The sequence below is a fragment of the Rhizobium sullae genome (assembly GCF_900169785.1).
Lineage (GTDB): Bacteria > Pseudomonadota > Alphaproteobacteria > Rhizobiales > Rhizobiaceae > Rhizobium > Rhizobium sullae.
Genome location: NZ_FWER01000024.1, coordinates 47,881 through 60,812, shown reverse-complemented (window position 1 = coordinate 60,812; position 12,932 = coordinate 47,881). Strand labels below are relative to the sequence as shown.

Here is a 12,932-nt window from a genome sequence, read left to right as displayed (position 1 = left end):
TCAGCGCCCCTTCACTAGCATGCGGAGATAGAAATAGGCGGGCGGCAGCAGCGTCGCGACCCAGAGCACGCCCATGGCCGAGGCCATGCCGATGTCCCATTGCTCGAATGCCTTGCGATAGACGGAGATGGAGAGCACCGAGGTTGCCCGCACCGGTCCGCCACCCGTCAGTGCGAAGATCGTGTCAAAATCCTGCAGGCCGCCGATGACGCCGAGCACCACGACGACGATCAGCACCGGCCTCAGATGCGGCAGCAGGTGATCGCGCAGGATGGCGAAATTGCCGGCGCCGTCGACGCGTGCTGCGTCGATCTGCTCCTGGTCGACATTCTGCAGGCCGGCGAGGAAGAAGGCCATGAAGAGCGGGATCGATCGCCAGATGCGGGTGAGGATGACAGCGGCAAGTGCGCCCTCTGGCGTGGAAAGCCAGGCCTGCGGCACGTCGATAAGCCCAAGCTCGAGGAGCACGCCGTTGATGACGCCGAAACGGCTGTTGAAGATCCAGGCCCAGACGAAGGCGCTGACTGTGCTCGGCACCACCCAGGGCATGATCGTTAGTGCGCGGATTACCCTGCGGCCTCTGAACGGCTGGTTGAGGATCAGCGCCCAGCCTAGGCCGAGCACCACCGTGCCGATCGTCGCACCGCCGACATAGATGACGGTGATGCCGAATGACTGCCAGGTCTCCGGATCGGTGAGGATGGCCTTAAAATTCGCAAGTCCGATGAAGGTCGGCTCGATCGTCTGCAGCGTATCTTCGAAGAACGACAGGCCGAGCGCCTGGACAAACGGATAGAGGATGATGATTGAAAAGGCGATCGCCGCCGGCGCCAGCATCAGCATGCCGATGCGGCGCTGCGCCGCCTCCAGCCCGCCTTTGCGGGCGTGCGGCGACACGGGATAGTCGAGGCGGCCAGGCGCCTGCATCACGTCGGTCATCTTCTCCTCCTGTCATGAAAGGGCAGCCGCAAGTCGGCTCGCGGCCGCCAGGGCGTCGGGCCCTATTGCGCGTGGCCGGCCTTGGTCATCGAGGCCTTCATGCGCGTGCTCATCGAGCTGATCGCCTCATCCGGGCTCTTCTGGCCGAGAAGGGCCGCCTGCACCTCCTGGGCCAGGATGTCGGTCAGCTCGCCGCCATTGCTCCAGATGCCGACTTCGTTGCGCCGCGGATGGGTGTTGTTCTTCGCCCAGGCGCTGAGATAGGCATCGCTTGCGACGAGCGGGTTGGCGCGGGCGGATTTGGTGCCGGGCAGCGCGCTCTGCTCGACCGGAAATTGCGTCTCCACCGCATCGTCGCCGAGATAAGCAATGAACTGCATGTTCGCATCCTCCTTCGTCGGCGGGCTGTTCTGGGCGAAGGAGATGATCAGATGCGCCCACTGGATCGAGACCGGCGTATCACCCGCCTTTTCGACCGGCACCTGCATTGGCTTGATGTTGGCGTCGAAGGCTGGCCCTTGGCCGGAGAAGCTGCGCAGGAAGGTGCGCGACTGCGGTGCATCGAGATAGAAGGCGGCAGCGCTTTGGCCCACGAGACGGCGGGCATCCGGCCGGCCGATCTCGGGTGCAACGAGCCGCTCCTTCATGAGATCGACGAGGAAGGCGAGCGCCTTGCGGCTGGCGTCGCTGTCGACCACCACCTTTCCCTCAGGATCGATGACATGTGCACCGAAGACATATTCCCAGGTCAGGAAATCGACGAGAATGTCGCTGTTGTTCTTGGTCGCCATGGCATAGGGCACCGAATTCGGCACCTTGTCGCGGATCGCGACCAGGTCGGCCTTGAATTCCTCGACTGTGGTCGGCAGGTCGGTGATGCCGGCCTTGGTCAGTGCCGCCTGGTTGGCGACCATGCCGATCGAACCGGACATCAGCGGCACGGCAAGCTGCTTGCCGTCGATCTGACCCATGGCGAGCGCCTCGGGCGCATAGATCTTTTCGAGATTTTCCTTGCCGAAGACCGTGTTGTAATCGACGAGGCCGGGCAGCTTGCTGAGCGAGGGCAACCAGCGCTCGGAAATCTGGACGACGCTCGGCAGCGTCTTGGAGCGGGCCCGCAAGAGCACGTTCTTCTGCAAGTCGCCGAAGGCGGACGGGATCGGCTCCACCGTCTTACCCGTCTTGGCCGTGAAGCCCGCGATGATCTTCTCAACGGATGGCTTTGCCGATTCCTCGGCATAGCTGTAGCCCATCCAGCTCAAATCGGCGGCGCGAGCGGCCCCCATCGCGAACATGCTGACGGCGAGCGTCGCCGTGACCAGTTTCCTCATTTTCATTGTTCCTCCTCCCATTGTGGAACTGTGTTTCAACTTTCAATCGGACAAATGTTTCAGACGACGCCGCCATCGACGATGAAGGTCTGGCCGGTAACGAGCCGCGAGTCGTCGGCCGCAAGGAACAGCGCCATGCGAGCGATATCGGGCGGCAGAACATGCTCCTTGAGGCATTGCGCCTCGAGATACTCGGAAAACTTGCCCTGGTAGATGCGCTTGGCCCGCTCCACCTGGCGCTCGGTCAGCACCCAGCCAGGGGCGATGGAATTGACCCGGATGTTGCGGATGCCGACCTCGCGGGCAAGCGACTTGGTCATGCCCATGACGGCGGCTTTGGCGGTGGTGTAGAAGATCAGCCCTGCCGCGCCACGCATCCAGGAGATCGACCCCATGTTGATGATCGCCCCGCCGCCGGCTTGCGCCATGCCGTCGATCAAAGCCTGCGCCGCGAAAAACTGATGGCGCAGATTGGTCGCGAAGCGGTCGTCCCAGTATTCCGGCGTTACCTCCTCGAGCGGCAGACGATCGTCGTTGCCGGCATTGTTAACAAGGATGCGGACCGGGCCGATCTCGGCGGAAAGCTCTCCCACAGCGCGACGGAGCGCCTCGATGTTGCGAAGATCAGCGACACGGAATGCCGGCTTGTTGCCCGTCCGGTCGTCGACGGCCTTGGCGTTTTCTGCCGCCAGTTCGCCATTGAGCTCGATGAAGCCGACCTTGCAGCCCTGGGCGGCGAAATGCTCCACCAGCGAAGCGCCGATGCCGGAGCCGCCGCCGGTGATGATGACGCCCTTGCCGGCGAGGCTCGGATAGCGAGCGGCCTCGACTTGAACTTTCGCAACGAGTTCGGGATGGGTGGTCATGCAGCCTCCAGCGAGACGGGACGAGCGGAGGCAAGCGACAGACCGGCCGCGGAAAAGACATGCGCCATGCCGGGATCGGCATGGACGCCGATCGGCTCGTTGCGCTTGATCGCCTTTTCGCCGGAAAGGCGCACGACGAGCACGTCCTGCGAGCCGTCGAGAGCGACATAGGCGTAAGTGTCGGAACCGAGATGCTCGGTCATCGTTACCTTGCCGGCAAGCGAATCCGGCGCGCCGCGGGCCGTCAGGGAGATGTGTTCGGGCCGGATGCCGATCTCGGCCGGCGCTTCGGATAGCTTCGCCGCCAGGCGGATCTCGCCGCCGGATACGGCATGAACGTTGTCGGCCTTGCGGGCGCCGAGCGTCAGGAAGTTCATGCGCGGACTGCCGATGAAGCCGGCGACGAAGCGGTTGACCGGCTTGTTGTAAAGATCGAGCGGCGAGCCGACCTGCTCGACCGTGCCGCCGTTCAGCACCACGATCTTGTCGGCAAGCGTCATCGCCTCGATCTGGTCGTGCGTGACGTAGACCATGGTCGTGCCAAGCTCTTCCTTCATGCGGGCGATCTCGATGCGCATTTCCACGCGCAACGCCGCATCGAGGTTCGACAGCGGTTCGTCGAAGAGGAAGATGCGCGGTTCGCGCACGATGGCGCGGCCGATTGCGACGCGCTGGCGTTGGCCGCCGGAAAGCTGCCGTGGCTTGCGGTCGAGATAGGTCTCGATGCGCAGCACCTTGGCGGCGGCTGCCACGCGGCTGTGGATTTCCTCCTTCGGCACTCCGGCGAGCCTCAGCGCATAGCCCATGTTGCCGGCAACCGTCATATGCGGATAGAGCGCATAGGACTGGAAAACCATGGCGATGCCGCGCTTGGCCGGCGGAACGTCGTTGACGATCTCCCCGTCAATCGCCATCTGGCCGGCGGTGATCTCGTCGAGCCCGCAGATGAGCCGCAGCAGCGTCGACTTTCCGCAGCCGGAAGGGCCAACGAAGGCGACGAATTCACCATCTTCGACAGTGAGATCGATCCCCTTCAGCACGTCCACGGCACCAAAGGATTTCCTGATCCCGCTGAGTTCCAGTTTGGCCATTCATTCCTCCTCCCCAATATCAACCATTCTCAGCCGCCGAACATCGGGTCCTGCAGACCCCTGATGCCCGTATCGATGGCAAAGACGCTGCCGGAAAGCGGAGCGTCGGCAAGCTGTGCTGCCGAAAGCCGTATCCGCGCTGAAGTGACGAAAAGCGTCTGCATATCCGGGCCGCCGAAGACGCAACTCGTTGGACGCGGCACCGGCAGGTTGATCACCCGCTCCACCTTGCCGTCCGGGTCGTAGCGCGTGACGCACCAGCCGTCCCAATGGGCGCTCCACACGAAGCCTTGCGCATCGACCGTCAGCCCGTCCGGCTTGCCCTCCGCCTCCGGCACGGCAACGAAGATGCGCCGGTTGGCAATCGCGCCGGTTTCGAGATCGAAATCATAGGCATAGATCGTCTGCTTGGCCGTGTCGGTGAAGTAGAAGGTCTTGTCGTCGGGGCTCCAGCCGAGGCCGTTCGAGACGTGAAAGCCGCGATCCATCTCATGGGTGCGGCCATCCGGATCGAGACGCCAGAGACGGCCCTGGTCGGGAGAGGTGTCGATCGCCAGCGTGCCTGCCCAAAGGCGGCCCGCCCTATCGCACTTGCCGTCGTTGAAGCGATTGCCGGGTCGATCCGCTTCGGGCCGCGAAAGTGTCGTGATCTCGCCCGAGGTAAGATCGAGGCCGCGGATCTCGCCATGCATGGCGGCGACGAAGCCGCCGCGCTTGCGCGGAATGACGAAGCCGATCAGCTCCGGCACTTGCATCGTCGTATAGGTGCCCTTGACGGTATCGCCAGTACAGACGGCAGGTGCCAGAATATCGACGAAATAGAGCTTGTTTTCCCTCGCCGACCAGTGCGGCCCCTCGCCGAGAAACGTGCTTGCCGGGATCACGCAGCGGACATCGGAGCGATCCGGCCCGAGCGGGCGCGGCTTGACGGCGAGCGACATTGCGAATTCTCCGAAATTGCCGGATGTCCGGCGTGCGGCCTCGATCACGTCGCGTCCGAACGCGTGCAGGCGATCGACGGGAAGCCGGAAGGACGGGCCGATGATCCCGATCGCGCCGATCGGCTCGCCGCGATGGTTGAGGACCGGCGCGGCCACGGAGGAGATGCCGGTATTCTGCTCGTCGACCGAGACCGCATAGCCGCGCGCCTTGGTGAGGTCGAGCTGACGCTGCAGCTCCTCGACATCGATGATGGTGTTCGGCGTTAGCCGCTCGAGCTCGATGTCGGCAAGCAGCGCCCGGCGCTTTTCGAGCGAAAGATGAGCAAGGATCGCCTTGCCGATGCCGCTCGCGTGCGGCGCGGCACGCCCGCCGACGCCGTTGTTGAGGCGGAGCGGCTGCGGCACCTCGCGCTGATCGATGTAGAGCACCATCGAGCCGTCGAGCACGCCGAGCCGGATCGCCTCGCCGGTCATGTCGCGCAGGCGCTCGAGCTCCGGCTCGGCGGCACCGCGCAGGTCGAAATTGTCCCAGACCTTGTGCGCCCATTGGAAGAGACGCGGCGCCAGGCGATAGACCTGGTCACGGCTGTCGAAGGCGAGCAGCCGTTCGTCGACGAGAGCCTGCAGCAGGCGGTGCAGCGTGCCCTTCGGCAACTGTGTCTCGTCCAGCAGTTGGGTGAAACGCAGGCCGCGCGGCTCGGCTGAAACGGCCTCGACGATCTGGATGCCGCGCGTCAGCGCCTGAACGCCGGGAACGCCATGTCCCTCCCCGCCAACCGTATCGCGCTCGGCCGTGTCGATGCTCAGTTGCACCTTGCTCATGACGTCTCCCGCGGCGAAATCCTCTCCGCCCTTGACCGATCGAATATCTTGGAACTAAGTTCCATGTCAACATCAAATGTGACGGATGCGCCGGTTCGCTCTGTCGGGGAGGAGAGAGAATGCGCATTACGAAAGTGTTCCACTGGTTGATACGCGTGCCCTTTACGGAGGATATCCTCTGGGGCTCCGGACGCCGGATCGGCACGACGCGGCTCGTCTGCAGGATAGAAACGGACGCGGGAATCACCGGCTGGGGCGAGACCATCTCCCTGATCGCCAACGTACCGGCCGTCTTTGCGGATGTCGTCGCACCGCTTGCCATCGGCTATCCGGTCACCGATGTCGAGCGGCTCCACCGCCATGTGCTCGGCGCTGGCTTCTATCACCACAAGCGTGCCGCGGTGATGGCAATCGCTGCTTTGGAAATGGCGATGTGGGATGCGCTCGGCAAGCAGGCGGGACTGCCGCTCTACGCATTGTGGGGAGGCCGCTGGCGCAAGGATGTCGAAGCGGCAGCCTATCTCTTCACCAACGATCCGGCGGCACTCAAGCCGCGGCTGCAGCGTTTCCTCGATTCCGGCTACGAAACGTTCAAGGTGAAGATCGGCTTCGACGAGAAGAGCGATATCCTGCTTACTGAGACGGCGCGCAATGTCATCGGCGGCCGGCCGCTGCGCCTCGACGTCAACGGCGCCTGGAACATCGCGACAGCCAAGCGGCAGCTCGAAAAGCTGAAGCCCTTCGATCCCGCCTATGTGGAGCAGCCGCTGGAACTCGATGATCTCGCCGGCCATGCCGCACTTGTCGCGGGAAGTCCCGTGCCGATCGCGCTCGACGAAAGCGCCTACACGCTTTCCGATATCGGCAATATCGTCCGCGCACAGGCTGCCGATGTCGTGCTGCTCGATCCGCACGAGGCAGGCGGCCTGTGGCAGACGATCAAGGCAGCCGCGATCTGCGAGGCCGTCGGCATTCCTGTGACACTACACTCCGGCGCGGAACTGGCGCTCTCGCAATCCGCCTATATCCATCTTGCCGCCTCGATCCCCAACCTCTCCATCGCGATCGACACCGAACGGGCCTATCTCGGTGGCGATATCTGTGCCAATCCGCCGGTACTGGCTGACGGCCGCTTTGAGGTGCCCGAGGAGCCAGGGCTCGGTGTTGTCATCGATGAGGGATCCCTCGAGAGATATCGCGTTTCCGACATTGCCGGCGCATACCTCGATAAGCAGCGCGCGGATTGGTTTCCCGTCAAACCAGCATATTGAAGCGACGGGCTGGAAGCTCGCATTATCTGCGGACGACGCCGAGCTGCGCGAGCACCTCGTTTGGTATCCCATGTCGCAAGACCACGTCCCGGGTGGCTGGAACCAGCGGCCCCGTTGCCGGATCAAGGCAGAATCGGGCGACGCCATCGCGATGGCCGGCGACGTCCGTTCGGAAGATTGTCACAAGGCGTTGGTCGCGGTCCGCAAGTTCGCCGAAGGCGCCCGTGTCGCCCTGACCGGGAGAGCCGCGCGGCTAGTCTCGAAGCCGCCCGCGCCGAATTCGGCGACAGGGCGATTGTCATCCAGTGACCAGCGCTCGCTGCTAACGCCCATCACGCCTGGCTTCCACCAGGATATGCCAAACCACAGCGACCAAGATCAGTGCGCCACCGGCGAAAGTCGCAACAGGCGGACGTTCCGCGAAGAAGAGCCATACCCACATCGGAGTGAGGACGATCTCCAATGTTCCGATAAGCGCAGCTTTAGCGGGAGGCATATGTCTTGCGCCGGCGAGGAAGAGTACGAGAGCGATGGAGAAATTGGTTGCGCCAAAGGCAGCGAGGACGATCCAGTTGTGGAAATCGAGGGAGCCGACCGAGCCGAAGGGCGCAAAGAGCGCCAGCGTGAGAAAGGCGCTGACGATAGTGGAGGGCAGACTCGGCACGCCCGGGTTGATCCGGGGAATGATGATGATCATCGCAAAAGAGGCCGTCATACCAAGTGCCAGCAGATCGCCGAGACCCGTGCCGCCCCCGACTGATGAACCGACGATGACCATCACGCCGAGCAGACAGACGGCGCCTGCGGCCATCGTGCGCCTCGTCACGCGCTCCCTCAGCAAAAGCCAGCCCAGCAGGGCCGCGATGAACGGGGCTGTCGCGTAGATGACGGCGACATTCGCCACGCTCGTCGTATAAAGTGCGCCGATGAAACATGCCTGGCTGAAGGTCTGGCAGGCGATCATCGCGAGACCTGACGGGCGCAAGACCGAGCGCCACTGCCGCTTGGACATTCCTCCTTCGAGGAAGAAGCTCGGAATGAGAAGGAACAGTCCCCCGAACAATGACCGCCACGCGATCGCTGTAAAAGCATCGGTCGTCAGCAGTCGTGAGTAGACGCCGCTTGCGCTCCAAGCGAGCGTCGCGGCGGCGACAAGAATCACGCCCTTGTCATGCTCGCTGAGGCCGAACGGACGGGCGCCTGTTTGGGATGACATCGGTTTTCCCGAACCAGAGGTCTGATGCCTCTGATTGCGCTTGTTCTTGACATCAGGCAAACGAATAGTTGAGATGACTGCCATCGGATTTTCTTATGGCTAAAATGCGTCAACCCATCGAAAGCGATCTGCTGCGCACATTTCTCGTGGTCGTCAAGACCTCGAATTTCTCTGCCGCTGCTCAGGCCGTCGGTCGGACGCAATCGGCCGTGAGCGCGCAGATTAAGAAACTTGAGGAAACTATCGGGGAAACCCTTTTCGACCGGGGCCCGCGCGGTGTCATCCCAACGCGCCTTGGCCTGCAACTGCTGCCCTATGCGCGCCGTGTGATTGATCTTTTAGACGAAGCGGCAGCGACCATTCGGACCAAACCGCTCGATGGCCCAGTCCGTATTGGGATACCCGAAGAATATAGCCAGACCGTGCTGCCTGCCGCACTTGCCGCTTTCGCCGTCCGCCATCCAGCCGTAGAGGTCACAGTTTCCTGCGATTACACGGCGCGCAATCTCGCGGCCCTGGAGCGCGACGAGCTGGATCTCGCCGTCGTCTTTGACTGGAGCAATCAGGCGGCGGGCGAAATCCTCTGTGTCGATCCGACCGTGTGGGTCACGTCCCAGGTCCACCAGCTCCACGACCTCGAGCCGCTGCCGATCGCCATCTACCGCAATTCCACCTGGGCGCGGGATTTCGCTTTCAGATCGCTCGAATTGCAGGGTCGAAAGTACCGTGTGGCCTTCGTTGCCGATACTAGCTCCGGGCTTAAGAACGCTGTGTCCGCGGGCCTTGCCGTCACCACGCTCTCCCGTAGCAACATACCACCGGGCTGCCGCGAGCTGACGGCGGAGGAAGGGTTCCCACCGGTCGATGCCTCCAGAGTGGTCCTGCGCCGAAACCCCTATCATTCCAGCGAGGCCGTACGCGGGCTCGCCGATATGGTACGGGACGCATTTCAGCCTATGGCTGTTCCTCCGATGCTGTAACAGGCCGCCGGAGACGACGCCTCGTGTCCGAGGGGCTTTCCGAGAAGCTCGCGCGATAGCTTCTCGTAAATGCTGAAGCCGAATTGAAGCCGGTCGCGGCCGCGATATCGGCAAAAGGCGCCTTGGTTTCGATCACCTTCCGCCGCGCTGCGTTCAGGCGCAGTGCCAGATAATGGACGTGCGGGGGCGCGCCGGTGCTCTGCTGAAAGAGCCCCTGCAGGTGGCGCGCACCGATGCCCACTCTGCGAGCCAGTCGCGCAAGCACGATAGGCTGCTCGATATTCTCCTCCATCAGCCGTACAGCTTGGGCGACCCGAGGATCGCGCATGTGCAGACCTGTCCCCGAAGGTGAAAGCTGGGTCTCGCTGTGGACGGAGTCCTGCTCGTAGCTGAAGAGCCGGCTAACCTCGAGCGCCAGCGAGTATCCTTGCCTTTGCCGTATGATCTCCAGCATCAGGTCGACGGTCGGGAGCGAACCTGCCGTGGTAATGCGCTTGCCTGTGATGACGAAACGCTCCTTCACCGCCCGCACATGCGGATAGGCAAGCGAGAAGTCATCGAAATCTTCCCAGTGTATGGTCGCCGGCAGCCGATCGAGAAGGCTGGCTTCGGCAAGCAGCCATGTTCCGGATTCGATGCCTGCGATCATGCTTCGGTAACGGGCCGCCTGAGAGAGCTGCATCTTCAATGCCGGTGTCGAGCTGCGGCGCCAATTGTAGCTTGCAAGCACGAAGAGTGGTGTCTCATCCCGCCCCGTCCCAAAGCCACCGGCGGCGGGTACAGGAATGCCGCTCGTCGTCAGCACAGGCGAACCATCAGGCGTTAGAAGCCGCCATCGATAAAGCTCACTGCCGGAAATCCGGTTGGCACCACGCATGGGCTCGATCACCGAAGCGAGCAGAATGAGGTTCGTCTCCGGCATGACAAGAAGATCAACATCCAGCCGATCGTTGGATCGCGTCAGCATTAGGCCTCCATCATTTCCGAAAACGTATCAAGTACTTCCGTTAATGCAAAGCATGACGCGCCATCTTCCCCCGTAATAGGCCCAACACGAGGGAGAAGAAAATGCCTCTTGCGATGAACCGCGATGTTTTCATCACCTGTGCCGTAACCGGTGCCGGCGATACGGTTTCGAAATCCAGCCACGTTCCCATCACTCCCAAGCAGATCGCGGATTCCGCGATCGACGCCGCCAAGGCTGGGGCGGCAGTTGTCCACTGTCACGTCCGCGATCCGAAAACGGGTGCCGCGAGCCGCCGCAACGACCTCTACAAGGAAGTTACTGAGCGCATTCGCTCTGCCGATATCGACGTCGTACTCAACCTGACGGCCGGTATGGGCGGTGATTTGATCTTCGGTGATGTCGAACGCCCTCTACCTCTCAATCCGCAAGGCACCGACATCGCAGGTGCAACGGAGCGCGTCTCCCACATCGCCGAGTGCCTGCCGGAAATCTGCACGCTGGACTGCGGTACGATGAACTTCAGCCTCGGCGACTACGTCATGACGAACACGCCGGCGATGCTCCGTGCGATGGCGACGAAGATGACAAATCTCGGCGTACGCCCGGAAATCGAGGCCTTCGATACCGGTCATCTCTGGTTTGCCAAACAACTTGCCGAGGAGGGCCTGATCGAGGATCCGGTGCTGATCCAGCTTTGCATGGGCATTCCATGGGGCGCGCCCGATGATCTCAACACTTTCATGGCGATGGTGAACAACGTTCCCAATAGCTGGACCTTCTCCGCCTTCTCGATCGGCCGCAACGCGATGGCCTATCCGGCTGCCGCGGTGCTTGCCGGTGGCAACGTCCGCGTTGGGCTTGAAGACAACCTCTATGCTGGAAAGGGCGTGCTCGCGACGAATGCCCAGCTTGTCGAGAAGGCGGTGCAGGTCGTCGAAGGAATGGGCGCCCGCATCATCGGGCCTGAGGACGTCCGGAAGAAACTGAAATTGAGGAACCGCTGAGGCGCCCATGAGCAAGATCAACAAAGCAGCATGTGTCGGCGGCGGCGTCATCGGTGGCGGATGGATCGCCCGTTTTCTGCTTGCAGGCATTGATGTCGACGTCTTTGACCCGCATCCGGAGGCGAGCCGCATTGTCGGCGAAGTCATCGCCAATGCCGAGCGCGCTTACGCCATGCTGACCGGGGCACCTCAGCCACCACGCGGCAAGCTCACTTATTGCGAGACCCTTGAAGAAGCCGTCGTTGATGCCGACTGGATCCAGGAAAGCGTACCGGAAAGACTGGACCTCAAACGTAAGGTGTTGACGGAGATCGATGCGGCTTGCCGCCCCGACGCGCTGATCGGGTCCTCCACATCAGGCCTGCTGCCAACCGACCTGCAGCGCGACATGCGGTTTCCGGAACGCCTCTTCGTGGCGCACCCCTACAACCCCGTCTATCTCCTGCCGCTCGTCGAGATCGTGGGCGGTGAAAAGACCAGCCATGGCACCATCAAGGTGGCGATGGAGAAGCTGCCACCGATCGGCATGAAGGGCGTTCACATCGCCAAGGAGATCGAGGCCTTTGTCGGCGACCGTCTGCTGGAGGCTCTTTGGCGCGAGGCGCTGTGGCTGATCCATGACGATATCTGCACAGTTGAGACGCTCGATGACGTCATCCGTTATTCCTTCGGTCTTCGCTGGGCGCAGATGGGTCTCTTCCAGACCTACCGCATCGCCGGCGGCGAGGCAGGCATGCGGCATTTCCTAGCCCAGTTCGGTCCGGCTCTGCAATGGAACTGGACCAAGCTGATGGACGTCGTCGACCTCGACGACGCGCTTGTCGAGAAGATCGGCCAGCAGTCGGATGAACAAGTGGACGGATTGTCAATCCGCGAGCTCGAGCGCATCCGCGACGAAAATCTCGTCGGCATCCTGCAGGCGCTGAAGGGCGGCCATGGCGGTAAGGGCTGGGGTGCCGGCAAGCTGCTCAAGGATTTCGAGCATACGCTCTGGACGGCCGGCGGCAGCCGCAAGCATCCCGAGGACATCGCGCGGCCATTGAGGCTTGTCGAAGCCAATGTCAGCCCCGCATGGGTCGATTACAACGGGCACATGACCGAGCATCGCTATCTGCAGGTGTTTGGGGATACATCGGATGCACTGCTGCGCCTTATCGGCGTCGATTTCGCCTATGTCGAGCGGGGTCACAGCTATTACACCGTCGAGACCCATATCCGCCACCTCGGCGAAGCCAAGCTCGGTCAGGCGATTCATTCAACCTGCCAGCTTCTGTCAGCAGACGAGAAGCGGCTGCATCTGTTCAACACGATTCATGACACAGCGACGGGCCAGGCGATTGCGACCGCCGAACAGATGCTGCTGCATGTCGATGCCAAGGCCGGAAAAGCCGCTCTCGCACCGGGGGAGGTGCTGAGCAAGATAAAGCCGATCAGCGAGCTCCACGCAAAACTGCCCATACCGGATGGCGTCGGACGCCATGTCGGGCAAAAACGCTAGGAGGAA

The 12,932-nt window shown here is 62.4% G+C and carries 11 protein-coding genes and 1 pseudogene; 5 read left to right on the top strand and 7 right to left on the bottom strand.

The genetic code is table 11. The features are described from left to right. The 5 genes from BN1800_RS21455 to BN1800_RS21435 form a co-directional block, all read right to left on the bottom strand. Complete coding sequence (locus BN1800_RS21455) at window positions 1-939, bottom strand: carbohydrate ABC transporter permease (protein WP_087000913.1); 939 nt, start codon at window positions 937-939, stop codon at window positions 1-3. A gap of 62 nt (window positions 940-1,001) precedes the next feature. Beyond that, on the bottom strand, window positions 1,002-2,276 hold the full coding sequence (locus tag BN1800_RS21450; protein WP_179213842.1) for an ABC transporter substrate-binding protein: 1,275 nt from the start codon (window positions 2,274-2,276) through the stop codon (window positions 1,002-1,004). 53 nt (window positions 2,277-2,329) lie between these two features. Then, on the bottom strand, window positions 2,330-3,136 hold the full coding sequence (locus tag BN1800_RS21445) for an SDR family NAD(P)-dependent oxidoreductase (protein WP_087000909.1): 807 nt from the start codon (window positions 3,134-3,136) through the stop codon (window positions 2,330-2,332). Beyond that, the gene (locus BN1800_RS21440) at window positions 3,133-4,227 is read right to left on the bottom strand and encodes an ABC transporter ATP-binding protein (protein WP_027513468.1); all 1,095 of its coding nucleotides are present in this window, start codon (window positions 4,225-4,227) and stop codon (window positions 3,133-3,135) included. The genes BN1800_RS21445 and BN1800_RS21440 overlap by 4 nt, the downstream gene beginning before the upstream one ends. Before the next feature lie 29 nt (window positions 4,228-4,256). Then, window positions 4,257-5,990: an SMP-30/gluconolactonase/LRE family protein gene (locus BN1800_RS21435; protein ID WP_087000907.1), complete on the bottom strand. Its 1,734-nt coding sequence runs from the start codon at window positions 5,988-5,990 to the stop codon at window positions 4,257-4,259. Window positions 5,991-6,109: 119 nt separating this feature from the next. Between BN1800_RS21435 and BN1800_RS21430 the strand changes: the two genes are divergently transcribed. Beyond that, window positions 6,110-7,261: a mandelate racemase/muconate lactonizing enzyme family protein gene (locus BN1800_RS21430; RefSeq protein WP_087000905.1), complete on the top strand. Its 1,152-nt coding sequence runs from the start codon at window positions 6,110-6,112 to the stop codon at window positions 7,259-7,261. A gap of 121 nt (window positions 7,262-7,382) precedes the next feature. Continuing rightward, window positions 7,383-7,460 (top strand): annotated as a pseudogene (locus BN1800_RS42595) (SDR family oxidoreductase); the annotation flags it as partial. Window positions 7,461-7,583: 123 nt separating this feature from the next. Here the strand turns inward: BN1800_RS42595 and BN1800_RS21425 are convergent. Continuing rightward, window positions 7,584-8,477, bottom strand: coding sequence for a DMT family transporter (locus tag BN1800_RS21425; protein ID WP_087000903.1), 894 nt, complete (start codon window positions 8,475-8,477; stop codon window positions 7,584-7,586). Between the two features lie 104 nt (window positions 8,478-8,581). On the opposite strand from BN1800_RS21425, the gene BN1800_RS21420 reads away from it, so the two are divergent. Then, complete coding sequence (locus BN1800_RS21420; RefSeq protein WP_087000901.1) at window positions 8,582-9,457, top strand: LysR substrate-binding domain-containing protein; 876 nt, start codon at window positions 8,582-8,584, stop codon at window positions 9,455-9,457. Here BN1800_RS21420 and BN1800_RS21415 read toward each other — a convergent pair. Continuing rightward, on the bottom strand, window positions 9,432-10,424 hold the full coding sequence (locus BN1800_RS21415) for a GlxA family transcriptional regulator (RefSeq protein WP_087000899.1): 993 nt from the start codon (window positions 10,422-10,424) through the stop codon (window positions 9,432-9,434). The genes BN1800_RS21420 and BN1800_RS21415 overlap by 26 nt on opposite strands. Before the next feature lie 101 nt (window positions 10,425-10,525). On the opposite strand from BN1800_RS21415, the gene bcoG reads away from it, so the two are divergent. Together bcoG and BN1800_RS21405 are read left to right on the top strand one after the other, a co-directional pair. Next, window positions 10,526-11,428, top strand: coding sequence for a 3-dehydrocarnitine:acetyl-CoA trimethylamine transferase BcoG (gene bcoG, locus BN1800_RS21410; protein ID WP_087000897.1), 903 nt, complete (start codon window positions 10,526-10,528; stop codon window positions 11,426-11,428). Between the two features lie 7 nt (window positions 11,429-11,435). After that, window positions 11,436-12,926: a carnitine 3-dehydrogenase gene (locus BN1800_RS21405; protein ID WP_087000895.1), complete on the top strand. Its 1,491-nt coding sequence runs from the start codon at window positions 11,436-11,438 to the stop codon at window positions 12,924-12,926. The last annotated feature ends 6 nt before the right edge of the window (window positions 12,927-12,932 follow it).

Bases quoted from the DNA above. Each gene is read 5' to 3' on its own strand.
- BN1800_RS21455 (WP_087000913.1), bottom strand. From the start codon at position 939: ATGACCGACGTGATGCAGGCGCCTGGCCGCCTCGACTATCCCGTGTCG.
- BN1800_RS21450 (WP_179213842.1), bottom strand. From the start codon at position 2,276: ATGAAAATGAGGAAACTGGTCACGGCGACGCTCGCCGTCAGCATGTTC.
- BN1800_RS21445 (WP_087000909.1), bottom strand. From the start codon at position 3,136: ATGACCACCCATCCCGAACTCGTTGCGAAAGTTCAAGTCGAGGCCGCT.
- BN1800_RS21440 (WP_027513468.1), bottom strand. From the start codon at position 4,227: ATGGCCAAACTGGAACTCAGCGGGATCAGGAAATCCTTTGGTGCCGTG.
- BN1800_RS21435 (WP_087000907.1), bottom strand. From the start codon at position 5,990: ATGAGCAAGGTGCAACTGAGCATCGACACGGCCGAGCGCGATACGGTT.
- BN1800_RS21430 (WP_087000905.1), top strand. From the start codon at position 6,110: ATGCGCATTACGAAAGTGTTCCACTGGTTGATACGCGTGCCCTTTACG.
- BN1800_RS21425 (WP_087000903.1), bottom strand. From the start codon at position 8,477: ATGTCATCCCAAACAGGCGCCCGTCCGTTCGGCCTCAGCGAGCATGAC.
- BN1800_RS21420 (WP_087000901.1), top strand. From the start codon at position 8,582: ATGCGTCAACCCATCGAAAGCGATCTGCTGCGCACATTTCTCGTGGTC.
- BN1800_RS21415 (WP_087000899.1), bottom strand. From the start codon at position 10,424: ATGCTGACGCGATCCAACGATCGGCTGGATGTTGATCTTCTTGTCATG.
- bcoG (WP_087000897.1), top strand. From the start codon at position 10,526: ATGCCTCTTGCGATGAACCGCGATGTTTTCATCACCTGTGCCGTAACC.
- BN1800_RS21405 (WP_087000895.1), top strand. From the start codon at position 11,436: ATGAGCAAGATCAACAAAGCAGCATGTGTCGGCGGCGGCGTCATCGGT.